At 57.8% G+C, this 23,873-nt stretch carries 30 protein-coding genes; 6 read left to right on the forward strand and 24 right to left on the reverse strand.

The window, feature by feature from the left end; genetic code table 11:
• Window positions 1–13: 13 nt before the first annotated feature.
• From DK870_RS12590 to DK870_RS12600, 3 genes are read right to left on the reverse strand one after another with little or no spacing between them, the layout of a single operon-like run.
• Entirely contained in the window at window positions 14–391 is a 378-nt protein-coding gene (locus tag DK870_RS12590; protein WP_161548756.1) for a hypothetical protein, read from the reverse strand.
• Between the two features lie 5 nt (window positions 392–396).
• Window positions 397–819, reverse strand: coding sequence for a hypothetical protein (locus tag DK870_RS12595; protein WP_161548757.1), 423 nt, complete (start codon window positions 817–819; stop codon window positions 397–399).
• On the reverse strand, window positions 816–1,361 hold the full coding sequence (locus tag DK870_RS12600) for a hypothetical protein (RefSeq protein ID WP_161548758.1): 546 nt from the start codon (window positions 1,359–1,361) through the stop codon (window positions 816–818). Before DK870_RS12600 ends, DK870_RS12595 begins: the two co-directional genes overlap by 4 nt.
• 848 nt (window positions 1,362–2,209) lie before the next feature.
• Between DK870_RS12600 and DK870_RS12605 the strand changes: the two genes are divergently transcribed.
• From DK870_RS12605 to DK870_RS12615, 3 genes are all read left to right on the forward strand, one after another.
• Window positions 2,210–2,455, forward strand: coding sequence for a hypothetical protein (locus DK870_RS12605; protein ID WP_161548759.1), 246 nt, complete (start codon window positions 2,210–2,212; stop codon window positions 2,453–2,455).
• A 350-nt stretch (window positions 2,456–2,805) separates the two neighbouring features.
• Window positions 2,806–2,952: a hypothetical protein gene (locus DK870_RS12610; protein ID WP_161548760.1), complete on the forward strand. Its 147-nt coding sequence runs from the start codon at window positions 2,806–2,808 to the stop codon at window positions 2,950–2,952.
• Between the two features lie 95 nt (window positions 2,953–3,047).
• Window positions 3,048–3,686, forward strand: coding sequence for an SGNH/GDSL hydrolase family protein (locus DK870_RS12615; protein ID WP_161548761.1), 639 nt, complete (start codon window positions 3,048–3,050; stop codon window positions 3,684–3,686).
• Window positions 3,687–3,766: 80 nt separating this feature from the next.
• Here DK870_RS12615 and DK870_RS12620 read toward each other — a convergent pair whose 3' ends face one another.
• The 3 genes from DK870_RS12620 to DK870_RS12630 all read right to left on the reverse strand — a co-directional run bounded on the left by DK870_RS12620 (window position 3,767) and on the right by DK870_RS12630 (window position 7,289).
• Entirely contained in the window at window positions 3,767–6,511 is a 2,745-nt protein-coding gene (locus tag DK870_RS12620; protein WP_161548762.1) for a bifunctional DNA primase/helicase, read from the reverse strand.
• A gap of 251 nt (window positions 6,512–6,762) precedes the next feature.
• Window positions 6,763–6,999 (reverse strand): hypothetical protein, encoded by a 237-nt coding sequence (locus DK870_RS12625; RefSeq protein ID WP_161548763.1) that lies wholly within the window; start codon window positions 6,997–6,999, stop codon window positions 6,763–6,765.
• Window positions 7,000–7,022: 23 nt separating this feature from the next.
• Window positions 7,023–7,289, reverse strand: coding sequence for a hypothetical protein (locus DK870_RS12630; protein ID WP_161548764.1), 267 nt, complete (start codon window positions 7,287–7,289; stop codon window positions 7,023–7,025).
• A gap of 1,015 nt (window positions 7,290–8,304) precedes the next feature.
• Between DK870_RS12630 and DK870_RS12635 the strand changes: the two genes are divergently transcribed.
• The 3 genes from DK870_RS12635 (at window position 8,305) to DK870_RS12645 (ending at window position 9,276) form a co-directional block, all read left to right on the forward strand.
• Complete coding sequence (locus tag DK870_RS12635; RefSeq protein WP_161548765.1) at window positions 8,305–8,562, forward strand: hypothetical protein; 258 nt, start codon at window positions 8,305–8,307, stop codon at window positions 8,560–8,562.
• Between the two features lie 41 nt (window positions 8,563–8,603).
• Window positions 8,604–8,879 carry an HU family DNA-binding protein gene (locus DK870_RS12640; protein WP_161548766.1) on the forward strand — a complete coding sequence of 92 codons (276 nt, stop codon included), beginning with the start codon at window positions 8,604–8,606 and terminating at the stop codon, window positions 8,877–8,879.
• Window positions 8,880–9,015: 136 nt separating this feature from the next.
• Window positions 9,016–9,276: a hypothetical protein gene (locus tag DK870_RS12645; protein WP_161548767.1), complete on the forward strand. Its 261-nt coding sequence runs from the start codon at window positions 9,016–9,018 to the stop codon at window positions 9,274–9,276.
• On the opposite strand, the gene DK870_RS12650 is transcribed toward DK870_RS12645, so the two are convergent.
• From DK870_RS12650 to DK870_RS12735, 18 genes are read right to left on the reverse strand one after another with little or no spacing between them, the layout of a single operon-like run.
• Window positions 9,270–9,527 (reverse strand): hypothetical protein, encoded by a 258-nt coding sequence (locus tag DK870_RS12650; RefSeq protein WP_161548768.1) that lies wholly within the window; start codon window positions 9,525–9,527, stop codon window positions 9,270–9,272. The two genes, DK870_RS12645 and DK870_RS12650, sit on opposite strands and share 7 nt — an antisense overlap.
• On the reverse strand, window positions 9,524–9,958 hold the full coding sequence (locus DK870_RS12655; RefSeq protein ID WP_161548769.1) for a hypothetical protein: 435 nt from the start codon (window positions 9,956–9,958) through the stop codon (window positions 9,524–9,526). Before DK870_RS12655 ends, DK870_RS12650 begins: the two co-directional genes overlap by 4 nt.
• Complete coding sequence (locus DK870_RS12660; protein WP_161548770.1) at window positions 9,942–10,412, reverse strand: hypothetical protein; 471 nt, start codon at window positions 10,410–10,412, stop codon at window positions 9,942–9,944. The genes DK870_RS12655 and DK870_RS12660 overlap by 17 nt, the downstream gene beginning before the upstream one ends.
• Window positions 10,409–10,636 carry a hypothetical protein gene (locus DK870_RS12665; protein ID WP_161548771.1) on the reverse strand — a complete coding sequence of 76 codons (228 nt, stop codon included), beginning with the start codon at window positions 10,634–10,636 and terminating at the stop codon, window positions 10,409–10,411. Before DK870_RS12665 ends, DK870_RS12660 begins: the two co-directional genes overlap by 4 nt.
• On the reverse strand, window positions 10,633–11,346 hold the full coding sequence (locus DK870_RS12670) for a lytic murein transglycosylase (RefSeq protein WP_161548772.1): 714 nt from the start codon (window positions 11,344–11,346) through the stop codon (window positions 10,633–10,635). Before DK870_RS12670 ends, DK870_RS12665 begins: the two co-directional genes overlap by 4 nt.
• Window positions 11,331–11,639, reverse strand: a complete 309-nt coding sequence (locus DK870_RS12675; protein WP_161548773.1) for a hypothetical protein — start codon at window positions 11,637–11,639, stop codon at window positions 11,331–11,333. Before DK870_RS12675 ends, DK870_RS12670 begins: the two co-directional genes overlap by 16 nt.
• 48 nt (window positions 11,640–11,687) lie before the next feature.
• Entirely contained in the window at window positions 11,688–12,107 is a 420-nt protein-coding gene (locus tag DK870_RS12680; protein ID WP_161548774.1) for a phage tail assembly chaperone, read from the reverse strand.
• Between the two features lie 13 nt (window positions 12,108–12,120).
• Entirely contained in the window at window positions 12,121–13,605 is a 1,485-nt protein-coding gene (locus DK870_RS12685) for a hypothetical protein (protein WP_161548775.1), read from the reverse strand.
• Window positions 13,606–13,617: 12 nt separating this feature from the next.
• Window positions 13,618–14,073 carry a hypothetical protein gene (locus tag DK870_RS12690; RefSeq protein ID WP_161548776.1) on the reverse strand — a complete coding sequence of 152 codons (456 nt, stop codon included), beginning with the start codon at window positions 14,071–14,073 and terminating at the stop codon, window positions 13,618–13,620.
• A 36-nt stretch (window positions 14,074–14,109) separates the two neighbouring features.
• Window positions 14,110–15,219, reverse strand: coding sequence for a hypothetical protein (locus DK870_RS12695; protein ID WP_161548777.1), 1,110 nt, complete (start codon window positions 15,217–15,219; stop codon window positions 14,110–14,112).
• The gene (locus DK870_RS12700) at window positions 15,216–16,325 is read right to left on the reverse strand and encodes a baseplate J/gp47 family protein (protein WP_161548778.1); all 1,110 of its coding nucleotides are present in this window, start codon (window positions 16,323–16,325) and stop codon (window positions 15,216–15,218) included. Before DK870_RS12700 ends, DK870_RS12695 begins: the two co-directional genes overlap by 4 nt.
• A complete protein-coding gene (locus DK870_RS12705; RefSeq protein ID WP_161548779.1) occupies window positions 16,326–16,949 on the reverse strand; it encodes a hypothetical protein in 624 nt (207 codons plus the stop codon).
• On the reverse strand, window positions 16,946–18,112 hold the full coding sequence (locus tag DK870_RS12710; protein WP_161548780.1) for a hypothetical protein: 1,167 nt from the start codon (window positions 18,110–18,112) through the stop codon (window positions 16,946–16,948). The genes DK870_RS12705 and DK870_RS12710 overlap by 4 nt, the downstream gene beginning before the upstream one ends.
• A gap of 27 nt (window positions 18,113–18,139) precedes the next feature.
• Complete coding sequence (locus DK870_RS12715) at window positions 18,140–18,919, reverse strand: hypothetical protein (RefSeq protein ID WP_161548781.1); 780 nt, start codon at window positions 18,917–18,919, stop codon at window positions 18,140–18,142.
• The gene (locus tag DK870_RS12720; protein WP_161548782.1) at window positions 18,916–20,412 is read right to left on the reverse strand and encodes a hypothetical protein; all 1,497 of its coding nucleotides are present in this window, start codon (window positions 20,410–20,412) and stop codon (window positions 18,916–18,918) included. The genes DK870_RS12715 and DK870_RS12720 overlap by 4 nt, the downstream gene beginning before the upstream one ends.
• Window positions 20,409–23,183 carry a transglycosylase SLT domain-containing protein gene (locus DK870_RS29835; RefSeq protein ID WP_161548783.1) on the reverse strand — a complete coding sequence of 925 codons (2,775 nt, stop codon included), beginning with the start codon at window positions 23,181–23,183 and terminating at the stop codon, window positions 20,409–20,411. The genes DK870_RS12720 and DK870_RS29835 overlap by 4 nt, the downstream gene beginning before the upstream one ends.
• Complete coding sequence (locus DK870_RS12730) at window positions 23,180–23,479, reverse strand: hypothetical protein (protein WP_161548784.1); 300 nt, start codon at window positions 23,477–23,479, stop codon at window positions 23,180–23,182. The genes DK870_RS29835 and DK870_RS12730 overlap by 4 nt, the downstream gene beginning before the upstream one ends.
• On the reverse strand, window positions 23,448–23,831 hold the full coding sequence (locus DK870_RS12735) for a hypothetical protein (protein WP_161548785.1): 384 nt from the start codon (window positions 23,829–23,831) through the stop codon (window positions 23,448–23,450). The genes DK870_RS12730 and DK870_RS12735 overlap by 32 nt, the downstream gene beginning before the upstream one ends.
• Window positions 23,832–23,873 lie beyond the last annotated feature (42 nt).

Consider the following 23,873-nt stretch of genomic DNA (forward strand, 5'->3'; position numbering starts at 1 on the left):
TGCCAGAAGCCGACTACTCGTGCTGTCGGATGGGATCCTGATTTGAGTTCTGACGCCGCTCGTGCAGCTGCAGAATATGGGTGCGCAATTGATCGGCACGTTTCTGGCCGGTGACGAACTCAATCCTCGCCAGGTAGGCAAGGCGCTGAGGCTTCTCCGGTAGATCCAGGACAAAAGCCGGCTCTACGTTGGTCATCGTGGCCTTCAGTTCTGCCAGCGCCGCAGCGCCTCGCTGTTGTGCGATCCTCTCAAGCATTTGCACCTGCCTGGAAAACGGTTTGCCCAGGAGGTGGCGGGCTTCGCATTCGGCCCGGTACTCAGGAGAATTGCTCAAGACTTTGCGTCCATCGAACAACGCGACAATGGAGGCTTTCCAGCTGCATTGGTTCATGTGGACTATCTGCCTGGGGCGGGATGTTCGGGGATGTCGCGGGGCGCTGCTTTTCCGACAATCTGCTGAGCGATATACATTGAGGGAAACTCAGAAGAGCGGGCCGGGTTCGGGATGCAGCGAATGCCTGCATCGATCATCTGGCCGCCGCTTCTTCCCGAACTGTTACGCTTTCGTAGCACGATCGAGCAACAGCAGGCTGCGGTGATACGTTCCTGTTTGCTGGTGGCTCCGCAGTTGGTGCAGAGCAGCTCCACAAGACCTTGTTCTGCCAGTCTGGAAGCCATGCGCCCGAAACAGATTTTGCAAACGTGCGGCTCCAGTTTCCATGCGTGGGTTTCGGTTGCCGGCGCGTTCACACAATCTGATTTCCCAACGAGGCGCAACGTGGGCCCCGTGTTGCCGCCGGTAGTGCTGTTGTCGTTCAAAGCCATTGCTCCTGAGCTAAATCCGCTAGGTTTTCGTGTGCGATGTACAGCCCGAACAGGGGCTGGCGAACGCTATCTCTCAGCGCAGCAATGATCAGTTCCTCGGTGCGTATCGAGTGTTCACGTGTGATCAATACTGGAGCACCGTTCACCAGGACTCTGATGGTGCGAGGCGCCATTGCGGGGTGATTCTTCGGTGCTTTGCCGCGACGATTGCGGCCTTTGAGAACCTCCCTGGCCCGGTTCCAGCACGACACGCAGATATCGCCTGCGACCAGGCGCAATCCACCTCGATGGCATCGAGCACACAGGCCTGACCCCCAAAGAGACGAAACGTCGAATGCGACTTCATCAGCGTGTGTGGCACCGACGAGGCATGATTTGCACTGTGCAAGGCGGTCGGGTGGGTTCTTGCCATTGGCCTCCAGCCACATTTGCGAACAGGTCTCTACTTGCAGCCTGGCTTGTCGTCGTGTGCAGGAAAACATCACCCGATCAGGCAGTTCCGGATAGCTGAAGTACTCGATACCGTCGAATTGCATCACGACCGCCCTTGAGTGAGTGGGTTTTCATTTAGTGTAAGGGCGACTCAAAACCTTTTCCATATATAAATTCTCCATTGATCAAAAAAGATGCATTGGTGTAACTGATACGGTGTTTTCTGCTTCGCGGTTGTGCTCTGCAGTTACTACTGGTTACCGATCAGTTTCCTTCTCGGTTACCACTGGCGGTACTGCCTGTCGCTCTTTATATTCCTATCCTTTAACCTGAAATAAGTAGTAGTAGAGGGGCTGGGTAACTGCGATGACCCGATGACCAGGTTTCATGTGAACTGTACAGATGAATAACATTCACCCTTGCAGGAGGGTTGTCCTTTCACTGGCTATGGTTCTCTGGTTACCGGTTGCCTTGCTGCCCGTATCATTCATTTGGCCCAATGAAACCGGGCGTTTTGAGGCGGTTATGCACGGTAACCGGCGTTCTGATAAATACTCTAAATTTTTGTTTTACAACGATTTTATTGGTTACCTTGATTTTCTCTGCGATGTCGGTTGAGAAAATAATTGCCCTCCGCCAACTGGCTCGGTAAGCCGGTAAACCAGGCCGATAGACATTTTTTGCCATCAGTTACTTCACGCACGCAGGCGGTAACCGCGCTGTTCATTTGCCTGGATAATCGTTCGGCGAGGAAAAGCCCTGAATCTCGTTAATTTGGCGGGGTAGATTTTTGTCGCAATAAGTGAGGAAAAAATGTAAAAAACATTTCTATTAAGTGCTTGATCATATTTGATCAATAATCAATAATGGCTCAATCGAATCACCTCGGCACCGTCCGCTGCTTCCAGATCAAAAAAATTAACAAAATCTGAATACGACAAGGATCATCGTAATGAGCGCAATCATCGCCACCGCACAATCAAAGCCTGTCAATTGCCCACGCATAGCGCTTGTCACCAGTCGAGCGCTTGGCGAAATGCTGGATGATTACAACGAGACCTACACCTTTGTGCGCATGAGTGGTGCGGTTGAACACCGTTCATGGGACGGGGCGTTATTGGCCATCAGCATCAACGGCAAGCATTACGTTGATCGTTTGAGCACACCGTCGCCGTCGCCGGTAAAACTGGTGCAGTGACCGCCGGTCCAGTTATTCAGGAGTGCCCACGGGATTTTCATGTCGTTGGTGCGCTGCTTTTTTGAAATAACCTCTTTCGTTCCCGGGCCGACCTCAGACGAGGCAAGGACGGAGTCATGTCTGCAGCAGTATGGGTTCGGCTGGCGTCAGCCGAACGCCATTTGACGGGCGAGGGAGTGCAATGGGTGATGCGGGCACCCTGGTCGGCACGCAATGAGCGAAAAGCGTCGTTCGAGTTATTGGCGTGACGACATCATCGTCATCAATCGACCCTCCCATCTATCGCTGGATCGAGCTGTATTCAGAGACGCTGCATGGCGTCACGACCGTGTCCGGACCGGAGCGCAATCATGTCTGAACGCCCATTGTGCTATCCGCGCAAACGCTTCACTTGTGCCGCCACTGCCGATGCTGCCGCACAGGCCATCTACCGGCGCACTCTGACCTGCCTGATCCCGAAGCGCTGCAGATTGTGCGGTGGCTATCACCTGAACTGAGAGCCCGTGAGCCGTCGTTGTCTGCACGCCGCCCGAATCCATGGTGCAGTCCGCATCAGTCCGCGCTACGGCGCACATACCGAGGCAACATCCGCATGAACTCACCTGCCACAAATACCAAAATCTGGGTAGCGATCGGCGACAGTATCTTGTCTGGCGTGCCGCAAGGCACTGCAGCACAGATGGCGCTGAATCTGGTCGGCGCTGAACGCAATGTAATTTTCAAGAGCATCGCGTCACCCGCGGCGGCACTCGGCATTACCGATAACAGCGGTTTCAATAGCGTCAACACGACCGCTACGCTTAACCAGATTGCCGGCTACTACGCTGCGGTTGACGGCATTCTGGTGCAGGCAGGCACCAACGATTTCAGTCGTAACGTCCTGTGGGAAGATATGGTTGCTTCGTTGCGTCGAATTCTGAGCTGGGCCAAAGCACTGAACAAAAAAGTCCTGGTGCTCGACCCGATCTGGCGTGCGGACGAAAGCGTCAAGAACGGTGTCAATTATGAGCTGAACGTCTATCGCTTCTTCATGGCGACGGTCGTTGCCGAATACCCGGGCGTGGCGGTCTTCGCGCACCGTGAAAACACGCCGATGGGCACCAATGCCGGTGCGGCGAACTACGATGCCAGTGAAGTTGCGACTGGCAAACAGTTGCACCCCAATGCTGCCGGGCATCGGCTTTTGGCCGATTGGATCAAGGCAGAGGCGGCAACGGCAGGTTTCTTCTAGTCAGACAGCCAGGTCGTAGCCCGTCCGCGGTCGGGTTGCCAGACGGGGAGGGCGCGAACAAGTCGCCCACCCCGTTTGCACTAGATCGGCGAGCCGTCCTCAGACGCCTTGCTATCGTCCAGAATCGGCGCCAGAGCGATGCTGACGACTTTTGAGGCGTGGCCGTTGAACTTGTAGGTTTTGTCGATGCGTTCAGCGCCTTTGAGGCGCAACAATTGTCCGCGCAAGTCAGTGATGGCCGGCATCCTGGCGATCAGTTCCTTCAGGTTGGATACCCCGGTGCCGAACATCAGTCGACTGCCAATTGGATCCACAATGATGCCGTGGCGGCGTAGCGTTTGCTCCGCCAGATCCTGGGCAACGGTGTTCAATCGGTAGGCGGCCGTCGATTCGCGTATCAAGTCAAATACCGATTGGTCGCCGACCGTGCCGGGCATGCGTATCTTGGCGCCGAGCAGCGCCTCAAGGGCTTTGGTGCTGTCGTCCTGGTCCTGGTCTTCGGTGTGTTCTTGCCAGTTGTAGCGCTCGATCATGCTTAACGCTTCGGATTCATCCGGCACATGGCTTTTCTGCAGGCACCAGCATCCTGCCAGCAGCGTGCCGAACTGATCACCATCGCGCTGAGTACCAAAGTGCACTGCCGCCGTCTTGCGGAACACCTCGATGCTTTTCAGAATGACCGGCATCAACGTGAGTGCGCGGGCCAGGAGGCGGCTGGAAATACTGTCGTCTCTGTCGATCGCGTTCAGCTCGCTCTCCAGTCTGGTCCAGTTGTCGGTGCCGGCGTCCGTCGAAGATTTGATTACCAGTTTTGTCAGTCGGTCGATATCGGCTTTGGTCGGCAGGTTGACGTTGATCGAAGCCATGCAGAACATCGAGCGAATTTGGAAGTGCTGACCGGTGCCGCTGATCGTTCCTTTCAAGGTTTTGGCCTGAGACTCCGACGACGTCTGGCGGATCAGGGACAGGACACTTTCCAAGCGTTGTTTCTCGCGCTCGTTGTTGCTTTCCGCCTCGTCTATCAGCACAGGCAAAGCATCTGCCTTGAGTTCCTGACGAATCCCCGCTTCGGTCGAGTTGCCCTGCGCGTAGATATTGATGCCGGCGGTCAGGCCGGCACAGAACATCTTCTGTACGGTCGATTTACCGGAGCCGGCGGGACCGGTCAGCCAGATGTGCGGACGCCAGCCGATGGCGCCACAAATCGGTGCCAGCATGACCCAACCGGCCATGAGCGCCGCACTGCCAGGCATCGACCAGCGCACCAGCTCGGCGACAGAGACCAAGTGGGCACCCTCGGTGTCGGTCATCGGCACAGCGGCCGGGTCGGGCAATTCGCGGGACATCGGATACACATAGGCTGAAGGAATGTCGACCAGGCGCGTGGCGACACCATCAACAGTCAGATAAGCGCCATGATGAAAGACCGTTCGTCCCTTATCGTTCCAGGCGCCGCGTCCGCGGATCTTGGAGGGGTCGTAAATTCCGCGACTGCCTGCGGTCTGGAAGATCCACTCCAGCGCTTTCGTCTCATTGATGCCCTTGTCGCTGGGGAAGGAGCGCTCCCACCAGTGGGCGGGGGCCATCATGATCATCCATTTCTTCGACATTTCCTTCCATGTACAGGTAACAACCTGGCGCTTGTGGTGGTGGAAGAAAAAGTAATCATCATGGTCAAAACCCAGAATCGTGAAGTGTCCATTGGCGCTCAGCGGGTCAACGTCTTCGGGCTTGTGCGGTTTTTTTGCAAGCTTGCCGGAGGGCGGTAACTGAGCCGCGACCAATGCCGCTTCGATGAGGGCCGCCACTGCTGCATTGCCATCGCGTGCCGCAAGATCATTGAAGTCGGTAGGGCCCGACCACTTGCCTTCGAGATCCTGGGATCCTTCGGCATGAGCGAAGGGGGGCACGACCACCAGGCCGTCAACCTCATTGGCAGCTTCGCGCGCAAAGTGCACGCCTGGGTTGTTGATCGTTGCGGTGACCGTCCACTGATCATTATCGGCGGCGTACAGGATGATTGCATCGGGGTGATTTTCGCGGATGCTTTCACCCACGGGTAGCAAGTTGCTGGTGTCGAAGGTGACGAGTACCCGATGATGAGTCGCTTCATGCAGAGTTGCGCCCGTCGCGTAGCCTTCACAAAGAATAAAAACCGGACGGCCATCGAACATCTGCGTGCTGCCGATGCTGTGGAACAGGCCGCGTTTGGCGCCGTCCTTCAAGTAATCCTTGTCGCGCGCGCTGTCGCCTTTGCCCAGCATCTTGTCGGGGAAAATGCCTTGCAAGCTGTGTACGGTTTTTGTCAGATCGCACAATGGTACATACAACGCGTTGCTGGTCAGCGTGCGCACCTCGCCGGTTTCCTTGTTGATGAACTCCCAGGGACCTACGCGCAAGCCATGGGCGCTGACGCGCTTGCGCACAAGGTAGGGATGCGCGTCGCTGGCAGCCGGGGCGGCGCTCCAGAGCGCTCTGGCGCGCACCGCAGCGTCGGCCTGTCGCTTGTCTGCAAGGGTGGATTGTTCGAGCTTTCGTCGAGCCCAGTCAGCGCGTTGTGCTTGCAGTTCATGCGCGGACATCGGTGTCGTTTCGCGTTGAGCCTTCCAGACGAAACTGTGCCTGCCATAGCGTTTCATGCAGCCGAAGGCCCCCGCGGGTCTCGAATCCATGTGGATTTTCGCCCAGCCGTTGATTGAGCCTTTGCGGTCGCCAGTGACATGAAAGCGTTCAAGGGTGCCGTCGAGTTTCAACGGTTGCGAAGGTTCAATACCCTGTTCGCGCATTGCGCTCATCAGCTCGTCAATAACGGCATTAGTGCTCATTGCCGCCGCCCTGTTGTTTTGTTCATGCATTCCATTCGAGACCGACCTGCTGTGAGAAAGTTGGCAGGCAGCCGCAGGCGCGAGCCGTCAGAGGCCGGAAACAACCGGCCCTCGGGCCTCATGCGCAAATGGCGGCACCGCCGAGTTTTAATACTGTCCTGGTGGTGAAAAACCAGGACACAGAACCGGGTCGATATCAGTCGACCCATTGATGGACGATCAGCCTGAATCCATTGGATTGCGGCTCATCTCTATGCCTCACCGACAGGTGCGGGAAGGGCGGCTTTATTCTTGCGAATATCAGTTCTCAACTGACGTTCGTAGGCTGCACGCATCACGACTGCGTGACGCAGGTCGTGTTCAGAGAACGCCGCCGCCACCGCCGCGATACGCTCATCTTCGGCAGTGATTGCGCGCGGCGCGGTGCCGTCATGTTTTGCCCGTTCAGCCAACTCGGCGCTATAAACCTTGAGAATTAAAGTTTTCATGACTGCTCTCCCTCGTCGTATTTCTAACTGCCTGGTTTCTGTGTTCGCTCTGCTTCGGCAGCTTTCGCTGTTTGTTCCGCGTTCTTCACGATGGCTTCCAGATCGCAAACGTTCTGGATGGTTTTTGGCAGTGACTTACGCCAGCGATCCGGGGTTGCCCGTGCAACCTTTGATTCACGACAGAGGTCGGTCAAAGTCAACCCGACGGCGTGTGCCCGACGCTCCATATCGTCCAGATAGCGGTAGAACACCTCCTGGAAGTTTTTAGGGGCAGGTCGTTTATCGGCCATGTCATTACCTCGTTTTCAGTGAGACCAGCATATATTATTTGATCAATGCTTAAAAACACTAATTGATCTTTTTTGAGTATCAAAAATCACTTTCGATTTTTTTGTACGGCCCGAATTTGATGACCGTGGGTGCGGGTTCATCGTGATTATTGGCGCATTGCGATGAGCGCAGGCGATCGAAAAGACACATCCGGGCGCGCATAAGTAAACGAATCACTCGTTCCGAAACCCGAATGGCGCGACGAAGGGTAGAGCAAGCCGCGGGGCAGCGTGACCAGTTTATGCTGTACATGGCGCAACACGACGCAACCTGCGCGCAGGGAAAAACCTGCCTTATCAGACAGTGATCTTGAGGCAATGTTTGCGATCGACGACTGAGGCGAATGCGATCCAGAGGTGACAACAGGCTCTACGACAGGCGTTTCGCACGATGCACGGCTATCCGTCGCATGCCGATTTGAGCCTGCATACCGTTACCAAATAATCATTTATAATCAATCAATCTGCTATGGCATCGCTATGGGAATGTTTTTATTGGACGACTCTGCTTGGGGCCTTGAGTGCAGTGGCCCCTCAAAGCGACTGATCACGGTTGTTCGCACCCCATCATGCTCCGAGGTCGGGATTGCCAGGGTGGCCAGTCGACAAGTGCGTGGCCGGATGCCAGGTTTGCTGCCAAAATGGTTGATCGAGGACGCTGGCCGGTGGTGCAACGACACTATCGTCGCGAATACTGCTGAATCCACTCGGCACCGGTTTCGTAAAACACAATCATCATTCTTGAAACATGGCGTCAATATCGGCCGTTTCGAACGCTATTCAGGTCATAAGAGAGACCTCCTTCGATGAACTTGTCGAATAGGTCGATATTTTTCATGCGTTAAAAGACGGGGGCATCGGCCGTTGATTTCTCTGGTGTAGTTGAAGCTGAAATGGACCTGCAAGAAACGACCACAGCATTTACAGAAATTGCCTGCGCATCATCTGTAAGAAAATCTGCCCTGAAAATCATAGGTTGGCGAAATCTGCTGCTGCGGTTTTCACAACCGCTGATAAGGGTCTGCAGGAAATATCCGACAAGTTAATTCCTGTGGAGGAGACGCTGCAGGCCGAAAACAGTAGGCCGATTCGAGTCGAACGGGCTGAACAGCACGATTCGCAATTCAACGGGGTCGCTGAGATTGATCAGACTTTGGATGGCGAGACTCTTGAAAGAGCCGAAACCCTGGACCTTGTCGTCGTGCCGCAAGACTACGACGTCTTTTTAACCTGAACAGGCAAGCCGTGCATCCTTGCGGCGTGCTGGAGCAAACCATGAGTAAACACGCTGTCATCGCTGCTATTTCCACCCGCACCGGGGAGTCACAGGAAACCATCAATCGCTTCCTGGATGCCTGGGCCGACGAGATCATCGAGCGTTTGCGGCTGGATGGCGAAACCCTGCTGCCGCGCCTGGGGAAACTTAAAATGGTCGATTTGAATGGCCATCCGAAAGGCGCCAACTGGCGCTTCAAGATTGATAGCGATCCTTATGCAGCAGGCGTGGCCTTTTCGGCAGAAAAGTCCTTGCGCGATTCTCTGAAGGAATAATCAGGTGAAAGGCTCTGAACCCGGTCAATCCGTCAGATGCGGGCGCCAGCGCGCAGAGCGCCCTTCGTCAGATTCTACAACCAGGATCGCAAGTTCGGCGTGACAGCAAACTGGGTGAAAGGCACCGGATGACCCGGTGTCCACCGAGTTGGAAGTGGTCATGTCGATTGAAAATATCGCGCAAGCCGTGGAGCTTCGCCAGTGGGAGTTCAACAACCGTTCGCGGCCCGCAGTGGTGCGTTACGCTCCAGGCGACAGAGGTTATGGGCCCGAGCAGTGCACCGTCGCTGATTGCGAAGGAACGCTGCCGCCGAAGCGCCGGGAGTGGGGGTATGAAATCTGTATCGGCTGCCAAACCGAAACCGAACGCCGGGCCAGGCAGTTCGCGCCTCAGTGACCCTGTGACTTGATCCAGCGGTATTTCCCCCGGTCCCGAATGGCACACACTCCGTATAGTGCGACCATGTCATCAGCAAATGCGTACAGTTGGCCCATCGTTGCTTCCGTGCGCGGCGGTGGTGTTGGTACAGGATCACACACCAGCGCTGCGGCAGGGTCGATGCTGGCCTTGTCGTCACTGACACTGACCGGGTAGGTGCTGCCACATCCGCCCAACAGCAGCGCGACGACAATCATCAGTGACTTCATGGGGGGCCGCTCTCCAATAGCTTGAGGTTAACGGCGTCGACATGCTGAATCAGCAGGGCGGCGCCACTGTCCGGCAACTTGCAATCGGTGTAGACGGTGCGCTGTATTTCCCGCTGTACTTCTTTGTTGATCGTGGTATTCACGATCGTCATCGCGCGCAGCTCTTTCAAGAACACACCCGTCGCCTCGTCCCCACGCCGGCGTGATTCCTTCAGGGCTTCCTTCTGTGCGGTGGAGGCCTCGGCGAACGCTTCCAGTAGCTTTTTCTGGTCGTCGGCGTAGCGTGCGTTGGCCACCTCATACCCGGCGTACATTCCCGCGGCTCCTGCTGATCCGAGTGCCAGAATGGCTGCCAGACACAGCCAGGGCAGAATGGCTTTGCTTGTCGCACTCGACGTCGTGCCGAGTGCAAGATCAGTGAGTGCGCTCATAGCTAATCCTCACGCGAACAGGCGGGAAGGTGGCGGCCTCGTCACGTCCGACCAGGTTGTTTTGAAACCTGATACGGGTGACGTAGGTGTAGTCACCGGGAGGTAACGGGGGGACTACGAATCCATAGAGCGTGTCGTGGCAGCCGGTGGCCGACTCACTCAGCGTGATGGGCAACGGAAACACTAGGCCGCGCGCGTCGCGTAGCGCAGGGAATTGTTCGATGGTCACCGCCTTGTCGGCACAGAGCCGCCATCTCATGCCGGCGATTTCACCCACCTGAAACCGCTCCACTGGATAGCCGGCAGCGCTGATCAAACCATAGTTTTTTATGGTAATCGGGTTGCCGCCCACGAACAGCAACCACCCCAGAAAAATCAGCGAAATGAACAGCGCGGCCAGGTAAGTGCTGACGAACAGGAATGCCCTGTCGCGGAACAACGCGGGGGCGGTCATTTGATGATCACCTTGGCAAGGATGGCGAAAATCACCGAAGAACCCACCGCCGTGGCGAGTCCATAGGCGATCAGTTTGACGGGCGCGAACTCGGCGCGGGACACCAGGTCTTCAACGGTTTTCTGCATGGCTTTGACCTGCTCCTGCAAACGAATGACGTTACCGTCGGCGTGTTGGACAGCTATCTCGAGTTCTCGGAACTCATCACGATCAACAGTGTTCATTGCGCATCGCCCTGAAAGTAGGGTTCATATTTTTGGCGGCGCACGTTCAGAATGTTGCTGACGTACTCGCGATTGATCTGGAAAAACGATTGTCCGTAACCCTTGGCCGGTGTTTTGCTTTTCAGGCTGGTTCGTTCGACATGGCCCCACCATCTGGACGGATCGCAGCCTCGGGTGTTGGCGCAAAGGCGCCGATCCTGCAACACACCGGCAGGGCCGCCGTTGTAGGCCGCCAGGGTGAAAGACAGGCGATCGCGCTTGCTGGCGGTATCACGTTGGCGCAAGTACAGGGCGCGATCCATTTCTACGATGGCGGCCAGTTGGTAATGTGCGTCGTAGCGCTTTTGCCAGCTCCACCCGTGCAGGCTTTTATGGGTGGCGGCCAACTCACTGATGGTATCGAAGCGAATGCTGCCGTCGGCGCGATAGGCCCTGGTGAATTGGCCGAAGCCGATACCGTTTTCGCGGGGTGTTTTCAGTTCGGCGCGTGGATTCCAGCATCGGGAGTGAGTCTGGGTGATACACGATTCCTGTTCGATCTGCGCTGCCAGAAAGGACGGCATGGGAGCGTCCGGCCAGATAGTTTGCTGGGTACTGACCAGTGCCGGCAGATAGCGCAGAGCGTTCGCGGGAATGCCATCAGCCATCACGCACGGCACCATCAGTGCGAGAAGACAGAGCGCCGATCGGTGCATCAGGCCTTCGCCCACATGACCAGCGCCATGATCACGACGGCGACAAACAGCACCAGCGCCGCAGCCAGAAGGCCTGCGGCGGTATTGCCCTGGCCGGTCTGCTCGACCAGCGTCGATAGGTGAATCTGCGGAAACACCACCCGACTGACGATGATCGCCAACCCGGCCAGCACAGGTGCGAACACCAGCCACTGGATCAAGGTTTGCAGCATCGCCGTGTCAATTAAAAAAAGGGTCAGCAGGGAGGGGAGAATCAGCAACCAGGCTGATTGATCAAGCAGGGCTTTGAGGCGTTTGAATTTGGGCATTGGACATCAACCTTTGGGATAACCGCAGGTTGATGTCACGACGTCTGCCTAGCTGTTCAGCCATTCGGGGGCTACCGGACGGGCGGCGATTTGCGGGAAGTCCTTGGCTTCGGTCCAGCCTCTGAGAGCCTGGCGGTAGGCCTGCAACGCGCTGTATTGCTCGGCGGTCAATGACGTTTTGGTTCCGGCCTCGATCTCGTCGCGGTGACGCGAGACCCGGCCATCGGTTACCGACAATTCGCCGTCGCGCCAGACGCGCTCGCATATGGCCAGGGTTTCGGCGGACGCCGGGGCAGGATCGGCAAGCTCCGGCAGACCTTTCTTGCCTGCAATGATGCGTTTGCCTTCGGATTGACCCGAGAGCAGGTCCAGATGACGTTGTTCGCTGATTTCGACGGCGTCTTCAGGGATGTTTTCGCCGTGGATTTCATGGCTGTAGAAGCCGCCGGTAGAAGCTGAATAGAACATTTTAGTGACTTCCTTAATATCCAACAGCGTAGTAGTCAAAGCCGGCAGAAATAGGCGATCCGTTGTAGCTCATCATCACCCCAGCCTGCGCGTTGTTTCGTAATGTCGTGGTGCCGGCGACGAGCGGGTATTGCGGAGCGACCCAGCGGCCACAAACCATGAAGCCGAGCAATGCGTTCGGGAATGCCGCAGTGAATGCAATTGTCGCATTGCCGTTTGCATCCGTTTGGCCATATCCCCACTGAATAATCGTGCCGTAGGGCAGCTTCTGGAAGCCGTTTGCACCCATTGAGCGGGCAAACCCGGCCAGATCAGCTTTCTGCGCCCCCAACGCCGCGACAAAAGCGGTCGTTGCCACTTGGGCGTTGTTGGTACCGGCACCCGCTGTTGGCGCAGTTGGAACCCCCGACATATTCGGCGAGTACAGTGGGGCGTAGTTGGCACCCACCCAGTTCTCCAGGGCAACGTTGCCCAGGTCGGTACTGTCTACGGTGGCTTTGAGTTTGGAGGCCGGGCTCCAGCCGAGCTTGACCAGATTACCGAGCTGGCCGACGCCTGTACCTTGCTGCACTGGTGTATACCCCAGCGCGGGCTGCTTGCTCGCCAGACCGTTGTTCACGTTCGTGACGAAGTTTGGATCATTGCCGATAGCGGCGGCCAACTCGGCCAGCGTATTCAGGCTGGCAGGCGCGGACGCCACCAGTGCGGAAATCGCTGACTGAACGAAGGCAGCGTTGGCGATCTGCCCGGTATTGGCGCCAAACGCTGCAGTCGGGGCCGTCGGAGCCCCGGTCAGTGCCGGGCTGGACAGGTCCGCTTTCTGCGCCCCCATGGCCGCCACGAAAGCGGTGGTCGCCAATTGCGCGGAATTGGTGCCCGCCGCCGCAGTAGGCGCAGTGGGTACACCTGTCAGATCGGTGCTGACAAAGTCCGTTTGCTGCAGGGTGATATTGGAACCGTCGCAGTAGATGTTCGAGGACATCCCGGACGACAGGATAACGCCGCTGCCCGCGGCGGTTTTCAGGGTGACGGTGAACGCTCCCGTCGAATTGTTGATGACTTGCCAGCGTCCGGACAGGTTTGGAAAAACCACGGCCTTGTTGGCGGCCACGGCACCGGTCAGCTTGATGACGGCCGGGCCGTATTGAGCCTGTGTCAGGGTAGTGGTTGCGGCGCCGGATATGTCCACCAGCACCGTGCCGTCGACAGCGGTTTGTACAAATGCGGTGTTGGCCAGCCGGGTGGTGTTGTCGCCTGCCGCTTGCGTCGGGGCTGTCGGCGAACCGGTGAAGGACGGCGAGTTCAGCAACGCGAAACCGGTGGGCACATAACTGCCGGACTCCAGCGCATCCAGGTGTTGCTTGAGGTACGCGGTGCGGTTGGCCAGGGATAGCAGCGGGGCGTTCGATTTCGCGCCCACGCCACCGTCAACGGAGTCGACGATTTCCAGTTGATAGACGCCAGCGTCATAGTTTGGCGATTCTGGTTGGTTAGCCATTAATCAAGAACCTCAAAAGGAAATGATCCAGGACCCGGTAAACGACAGGTCGGATGCTTTGGGAATCGCGGTCGTGCGGGTCTTGCGTGCGTACAGCACATTGCCGCCGGTAAAAAGCCCGAACTCTCCGATCGACACGCCGTTGTTTTCGGAGGTGCCCAGCGAGAACTGGAAGGAGACCTGATTGGCCTGTGGATAGGTGATGCCGTCTAGTGCCTTCAGGTACTGCCCGGTCAGCGCGATGTTGCCGGGCGCAGGCGCGACAGTGCTGGTGCCGAAGCCGATTTTGGTCACGCTCTGATTGGCGACGGAGCCGCCCAGCAGTTGCGCATGAATCTGTTTCGATCCATCGACGATCAGGTTGCGTTCCTTGATCACGTCGATCAATTCGCTGCCACGGTAGACGTGCAGCAGAAACAGGCCGCTTGGGGCTTTTTCGTAGTAGTCGTTAAGAGTAGTGCCGGACATTCGCCATGCTCCAGGATGAATACCCCAAGCATGGCGTCACGACATGGAGAGCGCGCCGTTTGTCCCGCCTGCGTAGGTGATGGCGCCGTTTCGTTTGCGAATACTGTTGTACTTGTAATCGTATGCAACGGTTCCGGATAACGCTTCGCCGGGCGGATTCAGGCTGTCGTTGGTGGTACCGATGGCGGCTAGCAACACCGGTTCGATTTCCGAAGGCGCAGTGAGCGTATCCGCCAGGACCGGAGTAGCCACCAGCGGCATAGCGCCATCCACCGGAGGCGTGAACGTGTCGGCAATCGCACTGGATTGCAGCGACAAGGCGCGCAGGTGAGTACCGGCCGATCGCAAGCGATTAACAATGCCAGTGACGATCGCGGAGAAGGCTGTCGGGTCTGTTCCGCCCAGCAGATCGTAGCCCAGCTGCACATCAAACAACCCGTACAACTGCGAGGACATCGGTTGGTAGTGATAAGCGCTGTTACGGGTGATGGCGCCGTTGTATTTGGGAAATGAGGGGCCGTAGAGAATGACGTCGGTAACTTTCGTTGCTTGTCCGGTGTAGTAACTGATCGCACGCTCAATGGCGACGTTGTTGGCCCGTGGGCGCACCGTCTCGGCAATGATGCGCGCGCCGTAGCTGGGGTCCGGTTCGCTCTGCAAGCGTGGAACGCCGTAGTAACTGCCTAGCTCGTCGATCCAGTCGCCGGACGCGGTGGGAATGCTCATCTGGTTGATGGCTTCCGGGATTTGCGCCTTGGCGGCCTTGAGCTCGGTGCCCACCGCTTCCATGTAGGCCCAGACCAGGCTGGTGTAGGCGTACAGATGATCGCCATTGGACTGGGTGATGTCGCCCGTGCCATCCATCAATACCCGCGCCGACAACTCCAGGTTGGCGCTGTTGTCGGCGTACAGGACTTGATAGCCGCGACGCGAGGAAATCTGGTCGATCAGTTGCGCCAGCGTCACGGTGGTCAGGTCGATCGAAAAACCTCGGCCAATCCCGCCAGTCACGGTAGTGCTGAGCACACCTTCCGATACCTTCCAAGTCATGCCCCCGCCGTAGCTGATCCGCAAGGCCAGGAATTGTTCGGGATCGGGGTCGAATACCCGGTGCAGCAGGGAAAGAAGTTTCTGCGTCAGTTTCATGTAATGTCCAAGGCCCCAGGCATGATTTTCTGGCTCTTCGACGCGACGATGTTGGCGGTCGGGCTGGTCAGTGCAAAGTCATACACACCGTCCAGACTTTTCACGATGCGGATGATCTCCGCCGACAGCACGTCCTCGCCAATCCCCAGACCCAGTAGATAGCTGTTGATTGCACTGATGGCTGCCGTCACCAGCGTCGGCTCGTCATACCCCGACTGCACCGACAGATTGCCTGTGACGTCAACCAACAGTTCGGTGGCGGCGTAAACATGGGCGGGAATGCCGGCGGCCTTGTAGCCCGGGATCGGATTGCCGTTGATGTCATAGTCGCCATCGATGATTTTCTGTGCGATCGCCACCAGGGCGGCGGAGGTACTGCCGGTGCCGTTATGCACGTAGCAATTGACCAGGGCGATGGGCTCGTTCGGGTCCAGCAAATACGGTTCAACCACAGCGGCACTGGCGACATGCTCGATGATATTGCCGGCCTTGTCCTTGCGGTTGGCGGTGGTCAGCCCATAGGTAATGGCCGCTACGGTTGAGCGGGCGATCGAATTGATGTAACTGGCGAAGCGTAATTTGCGCTCATCAGGCGTTTCGGCGTCAGCCCCCGACGAAAACGCCGACAAGTTGCTCGCACTGACAAAGTTGACGGGCGAGGGGGTCAAGGTGAATGCCTGGTTTTTCGGAATGTTCCCGATAACACCACCGTTATCAGCCGCGACGGTCACATCGACAAAGGATGCGCCGGCCTCGATGACCACATCGGCCAATGCCGAGTAGGTGGTGGCCAGTCCGGTGCCGGAAAAGGTCGTGCCTGCTGCAATCAGTTCATCAGCCCCCGGGGTCACTTGCACGCGGATCGGCCCCGAAGCGCTGATTTGCGGCAACGCGTCGAAGTTGAACGTCGCATAGGTGGCGACCGGAATGGCCTCCTTGATACCGATGAACATTTGTTGGTAAAGCTCATCGATCTCGGCGGCAGGCGCTTCGACGAGGGTCCGAGCGACCGACCCCACGTTGTAGTCAGTGATGCGGTGGGTGCTGGCGCGCATCCAGTTGAGCATCGACGCGGTGATGGAAACAAAATCCTTGATCTGGAACATTTACACGCTCGCTTGGGCAATGATGGGGTTGCCGGTGATCGGCGTGACATCGACCGTCACCGCCAGGACGTCGCCGTTGCTGGAAGGGGTGATCGAGTTGATGCGTTTTAGGCGGGTTTCCTGTGCAAGGGCGTCCTGCACGTCCATTCGGCCAATCAGGATGGCGACGGCGGCATTCTTGTTGCCGCGGCGCCGTTGAATCTTGCAGCCATAAGCGGGGTGATACATCAGCTCGCCCGGGTCGGTCATCACTCGATGTATCAAGGCCTGCTTGAGGTTGTCGCGACCGGATACCAGGTTGAGGTCGCCCGTGGCCGGGTTGACGCTCAAGCGTCGATTGAGCAACTGGCAGTCGGTCAGCAGCACATCGTCAGCTGACGTGCCGGACGGCTGCGCCTGGACAACGGTCGTCGGAATCCTGATCTGCCTTCCGCCCAGCAGCACACGATCGCTGGCCAGCAGAGGGTCGTCCGTGACAAAGGGTGCAATCAGGTTGTTGAACCAGGCCAGTTGCGCCCAGGCATTGGCATCACCCATTTCGCGATAGGCGATCAGTTGCAACGAATCGCCGTAGCGGGTCGGCGCAAAGCGAAACCCGGAATACTGCTTGGTGAAGTCGCTCATGTGTTCACCACCAGGCCCGTGTTGACGATGGCGAGGTTGCTGTTGATGACATCGGTCGGCAGGTTGGTCGTGATAAGGTCGGTATTGGCCAGCACCTTCAGGCTGTTGCTTGCGCCCTGGGAAACGCTGACGGGCAGATTCGGTTGTTTGGCAACCGCCGCGAAGGTGTTGCTGGTAGCGCCGGAGTAAGCTGATACCGAGCGACCACCGGCGGTGGAGGAACAATTGGACGCGCCATACAAGTCGTCGTAATCCTCGTAGCTCATGACGACCCTGGAGTTTTTCAACAGGCAGAACAGGTTGGTAAATTCGCGGGTCACGCCCATGATCGCCGCCTTGGCAATGTTGGGGATGGTTTTGATCAAAGCCACCGAGCGAAAAATGTTGGTGAGCGCCGAGGTCACCAGGGTCGCGATGCTGCCAATCTGGCGGATGATCCCGATACCCGCCTTGTACATATCAATGCCGGCGTTGACCATTTTTTTGATAGCGGTGTAGATCGCCATGGTCTTTTCCACCAGTTTCTTTATCGGCGCAACAATGGTTGTGTCGATCCATCTGTACACGTCCTTGATCTTTGCGGTAATGGCATTGATCGACGCAGTAAAGCTGTCAATCCACGAGGTAATCGTGCCAAACAGGCTCTCATCGGTTGGCTGCAGATCCTTGCCCCGCAGATCATGCGACAACATGACGAAGCCGAATCGATACTGAGCCAGCAACGGTCGGCTTCTGCTGCGTTTGAGTTCGAACACGCGCGGGGCGATCACGCGCGAATAGCTGTTCAGGCTATCCACCAGGATCAGTTTGACCAGTGCCGGATCATCGCCTTTGGCAACCGCAGCAGCCCGACGCGCATGCCAGTCGGAATAGACGAAGGTCTTGAGGTTGAGCAGGCGCTCGGTTCCGCCGGTGTCGCCTTGGGCGGCGCGCCAGCCGAGGGTCCCGGAAAAGGATCCCTCCTCAATGCCTTCGCCGAAACTGTCCGCCCAGGCGCCGCCCAGGGTCTGATTGACCGAGAGACGGCTGGGGAAGCCGACGGAAAGTTCCTCCGGCCGGATCAGCAGAGTCAGTTCTTCGGATGTACCGGCTGACTCATCATCCATCACAAACGTAATGGGGCAGTCGGCAGCTTTTTGTGACGCGGGCGAGTTCAGGTCCATGACGCCATGATGTCGTCACGACAGAAATTACATCTGCTGCGGTGGCGGGTTATTTCCGTTGTTCGGGTTGGTGTGGCCGTTGTAGATGACACGGTCGGCCGCCATGCTGCGGACCTTGTCGGTGATGTCCAGATCGGCCTTGATGTTTTTGTTGACCTTCACATCGCCGGTGAACGTGGTCAGTGGCGATTCAATGGTGGTCCCACCCGGAAACTTGAGCACGGCCGCTCCCGAAGCACTGGTCACCGTCAGGTTTCCCGCCGGGTCGATGTTGATGGTTGCCTTGACCGCGCCCGCATTCGCGACCACCAGTTGCACATGGGGGGCGGAGGCGGTGTTGTTGTTGATACTCCATTTTTTGTCGAAGTCCTTGCCGGTCAAGTCCTCGTGCGCGGGGCTTGCTCCCATGCGCAGGTAGGTGCCGCTGGGGTGATACCACTCTGCGTTCCCGGCGCCATCGATCGTGTGATAAAAATCGGAGGCATGTCGATCGATCTTGCGGTTACCTTCCGGGAAGGTCATCTGGCAAATCTGCGGGAACAAGAACCCGGTGATGTAGGGCGAACCTTCGCACCAGTCAATAATGGCGATGATGTCCCGGGCCGTTTTCTGACTGCTGTTCCAGTGGTTTCCGTCTGGTGCCGGGGCGGGCACCGGCAGGTCATTCAACCCGGTGTTGGTGCTGGCCGAGCCGGACATGATCTGCACGCCGGCCCAGCGTGAGCCATCGTTGAGCACAATCACATCACAGGAATGATCTTGCGGATGGATGGCCACGACACGTGCGCGCCTGGAGGTCGAACTCATTGAATCATCTCCGCGAGATACGGCGAATCAACGCCGCCCGCCAGTTTTATCCGGTTGGAAAAGCTTTGCCCGCGCTCCAGCACCAGGTTGGTGTAAAAACCTTCAAAGGGGAGCATTTGGTGCGAGACCTGGCTGACGTAAAACATCGACGAAAAACTGCCGCGGCGGATCATCACATAGTTGCCCGCACGAATTTTTTCGTTGCCTTTGATGCGCAGATTCCCCAGCTCCAGCAGGCTGTTGTCCTTGTTCTGTGCGACCAGGAACGCACGCCGGTTGGCCACCCAATCGAAGAGGTTGGCATCGCGGGCATTCTGTTCCGCTTCCGGCAGGCCGGATTTGTTGTTGGTGACTGCTGGGCCGCCCAGTTGCGTGTTCTGCCAGACCAGGCGCAGACCATAGAGTGCCGATGCGCAGTTGGGGTAGCTGGAAAAGTCAACGGTGCTGCGCTGCTCGGAATTGACTCCCATCTGGCGCATGATGGCGTCGCTGTTCAGACTGAACGACGGTGCAGACACCCAGTAGTAGTTTCCGACGCCCTCATCCGAGCGTGAGACCTGCAGCGAGACGATATCGGCGGCATCGATCTCGAACAGGTTCAGTATCGCCGCGTTGGTGAATTCGGTACTGAGCTGCGGCGCCGTGGTGACCTCGGGGGCGAGCGGGGTGCCGTTCAGATCAAGTGCCGGGTTTTGACGATAATTGCAGTAAACGCCATTGTCGTCCTCGGTGATGAACAGCTCGTTGAATATGCCGACGTCCAGGTACTTTTTCAGCAACTGGTACACCGAGCCTTCATCCGACTGAATACCGGCGATGCCCACGGACGCGGTGACGACTTGGTCTGCTTTGACATCCAGCAGGGGAAAACCGCTGCCCTCGGGCAACAGGTTGGCCAGAAACGGATTGACCAGGTTATCGATGGCCGTGCGCAGAAATTCGACGTTCGTCAGCGTGTTGGAAAAACCGGCACCGAATTTTTCCATCAGTTTGAATGCCGAGAGCACGTCCTGCCCGGTGATGTAACTGGGGCCGTAGAACAGCTGCAGCATCTGCCAGACTTTCCCGTAGTCGTGGCCGTGCAGGGTGATCGTGCGCTGTGGGCTGCCGTTGGCTGACATGCTTTCCTGACGAGTGATCCGCGAAACAAAACCGCGCATGACAATCGGAATGTTTTCTTTGTTAAGCGGGTAGATCGATCGCCGCATTCTGATTTCTATCAAATCCATCGGCTCGACAATCCCGTACAACGTGTCCAGCCCGCCAATATCTGCAGGCATGTCCGGCACGGTGATGGCAAAGCCGCCGGCAGGCTCATGCACGCTCTTGCTGGTAGTAATGGAGGATCCATCACCCAGCCAGCGCGCCAGGTCGATCACGCCGCTGGCGCCCTGATAGCGCAACGAAGTCGGGGTCTGACCGTCGACCGTCTTGCGCTTGACGGTCTTGATCAGCCTCACCTGGAACTTGGGTTGATCGACGTTCATTTTCACAAGGTTTTTGCTCCCGAGCCGCTGACAACCGGGCGCCCGACCGATGTATCAATGCTGACGTTGTTCAGGCGATTACCCGACGGGTCGCGCAGGGTCACGTCCACGGCAACCGAATGCTGCATGGTTTGTGGCATCTGGTAGACCTGCGCAAGCGGTGTCCCGCCGTTTACCGTCAGTTCACGTTTGCTTCTATCGATGGCCGGCAGGTAGTCGCTATTGGCGCGGCCCCATTGGCTTTCGTCGTATCCGCCGTGATAGCTGCGCAGCATCTTTTCGACGTTGCCACCGTAGTACCGTTTGCGCTCGGCCATCAGCTCGTCATACATGTAGAACGAGTCGTTGGAGTTGAACGGGTTCAACTGACGTCCGGCACGTTTCGACAGGCTGGTGATGTTGTCCGGCATGATCTGGAACAGACCCTTGGCGCCTTTGCTGCTGATCTTGTTGGAGATGAACGAGCTCTCGACCATCATCAGCGCGGCGGTCGTGCCCGGCGGCAAGCCGGCCTTGCGGTCGGACTCGGCCGCACGCTGCAGCAGTTCAGGAGTAACGCCTCTTGCCCCGCCGGCGCCGAATGAGGCCGACTCGCCTGGGGCTGGATCGTTTTCATAGACCATGGGCACGGCGCCATCCGTCTGGGTCGCCGGCGAAGCAGCGGACGTTTGACCGGCCGTGAGCGAGGCGGTGCTGGTGGCCGGGGTTTCGCTGACACCGGTCCACTTTTCCCGGCGGTAGCGTTGGCTTTCATCGGCCCAGGCTTTTTCATAAGCGGTTTTGGTCGCATCGCGCCGGTCCTTGGCCGCTTGCTGTTTTGCATTGAGCGGCGCACCCAGCAAACGGCGTGACGAGGCGATCAGATCAAACGGTACCAAACGATCGTATTCCGCTTGAGCCGCGTCGTATTGCGCCTCTTCGTTTTTGCTGATCGATTCTCTGCGAGCTTTGTGATCCGCATCTATTTTGGCGGAAACCGGATCGATGCCGGCCATGCGCTGCACAGCATTCTGAATGGCCGTGAGGGCGGGCAGGCCTTCTGCAGCCAATCGAAGCAGGGCGTTATTCCCGGCCACAGCGGCCGCCTGCGCTTCGGAGGCTTTGGTATCTTCCTGGTTCTGCGAGGCGGCTTCTTTGGTTTTGGCGTCTTTCTGCGCTTCAGACAGCGAAGCATCAGATTCGATTTGACTCAACCGGGAAATGCCGTTGCCGCTGACGTCACGCGGATCGATGCCCAGGCGTTGCAGACGCGAGACCATCCGGTCGTTATCTTCAGGGCGTGACGTCAGCCACGCAGCCGACTGGCCGTAGCTGGTACCGAATGTGGTCTTGAAGGCATCGAGCAATAGGTCGGGCGACTTGCCCGCGTACTGCTCGATCAGGCGTTTTTGCAGGACGCTGACGGTGCTTTCACCGTCGGACCAGTTTTGCAGATGGGTACCGCCGCCGAATTTGGCGTAGTAGGCCGCCATCGCCGAGTCCGGGCCGAACACTGACTTGCCTGTGCCAAACGCACCGCCCTCCAACTGGATCTGCGCCTGGATCGGGTTGAGATTCTTGTCGCGCTGCAACACGCCGGACATGAAGTTCTTGCCCGCTTCGCTATTGCCGCCCTGGCGAATCGTGTTGTCGATGGTGTCGATAATCCCGGCCGCGCTGTTCGGGTTCATTCCAGCCAGGCCGGTATTTTCAAGGCCCGCCATACGTGACAGCCACTCCCGGGAGCCCGGGCTGCTGAGGCTGACGCGCGACGCACCTTCCACATAGCGGCTCAGATTGTTCAGGACGTCCCCCATGCGCGGCAGATCCCCGGCCTTGGCCACGCTTTCACCGATCATCAGCGCCAGACGCTTGTTGTCATTGGCGTCTTTGGTCAGGCCCATGCCCTTCATGCGACCGAAAAAATCCACCGCAGCCGACGGTTCCAGACCGAATGACTGAGCGAAACCGATGCCTACGCCGGTCTCGTTACCCAGCCCGGCCGGATCCAGCTTTCCACCGGCCAGATTCGCGTAACGCTTGAGCAGTGACGATACTTCGCTGTCGCCCAGGGCGTATTGATCCGCCAGGCTGCGCGAACTGTTCTGCAAGCCATCAAAGGAAATATTGACGTCGCCCAGCGTGCGTTTGAGCGTGTCATAGCTCGCCGCCAGATCTCGTGCTTCAGCCATCATGTCGAGGATGGCCGACAAACCGCCGGTGATCGCGCCCAAGGCGGCACCCCGGCCACCACCAGAGGCGGCGCCGGCCAGTGCACCCGAGGCGATCCCGCCTCCCAGGCCGGCGACCTGTTTCGCCACGCTGCCGGCAAGATCAGCGGCTGCGCCGCCGGCAACACTTCTCCAGCTACTTTGGCTGCCGGGGCTCGATTGGGGTGACGAGTCAGGATGCGCCGCGTCGGGTTGAGTCCGGTTCGGTGAGTTGGTTGCCACAGAGTCCGGCCGGAGGTATCGCAGCACGGTGCTGGCCTGTCTCGAACGCTGATTTTGGCCCTCCCACACTTTGCCCCATTCAACCTGTTCGAAACTGCGGCCGTCCTGGCCACCCAATGACAGCGCTTTTTTCAACGCCGGTGCCAAGCGCACCATGGCCTCGAATTCCGCACGCATCGCGCGCACGTCTTCCAGGTCGATCTTGCTGATCGGGGTGAATCGGGTCTTGCCCGCCTGTTCGGCCACGCGCGCCAGATCAGTCAGGGCGGCTTTGACCTGAGCGATCTGCTGATCGATTTCCTGCTGATTCAGCTCCGCGCTCACTGGGATCTTGATGTCGCTCACGCCGTTACCTCGTCGATGTCTTCCCAGTCGCCCGGATCAAGCGGCAGGAGTTCTGCCGCCCTATGTGCTGTTTGTGTGTGGTGACGCTGGCGCTTTGACAAAGCCCGCTCTTCAATTTCGGCAAGGATCGATTCTTCGTCGAATTCGTCATCGTCGAATTCCTCGCCAGGTGGCTGTTCGAAGTAGTGGTAGGCCCAGTACTCCGCTTCCATCTGCTCCAGAGTCAGATCCAGAAAGCGCGGATCAATCGGTGACAGCAGGTATTTACGGCGAAACCAGAAGCTGATCGTTCCCACCAGGTGCTTGCCCAGCGCCTTTGCCTGCCGTTCTCTTTGTTTTGCGAAACTGGCCCTCCCGTTGGCGAAGCGCACTGTTCACCTTGGCAATCTGGTTGTAGGCGTCTTCATCCAGCGGGTCCATTTCATCCAGATCCCAAGCGTCCGGTGCCGCGACGATCAGGACTTTCAGCGTGGCGATCCAGCCGGCCACAGTGGCCAGAAACGGAGTAGGCGTCATCACGCCTTCGGTCAATCGCGAGTACTCGGAGGCAATACGCATTTCGTCGCGCATGGTGCGACGGGCGAAAACGAACTGGCCAACCCCGGGAATCTCTTCATGGAAGTCGGTATCGGAAGGTGTGCGGCTCATTTGAAATCCCGGTCGGGTTGATGAAAGGTTCCCGTTATTGTC

Source organism: Pseudomonas sp. Q1 (genome assembly GCF_009935975.1).
GTDB lineage: Bacteria > Pseudomonadota > Gammaproteobacteria > Pseudomonadales > Pseudomonadaceae > Aquipseudomonas > Aquipseudomonas palleroniana.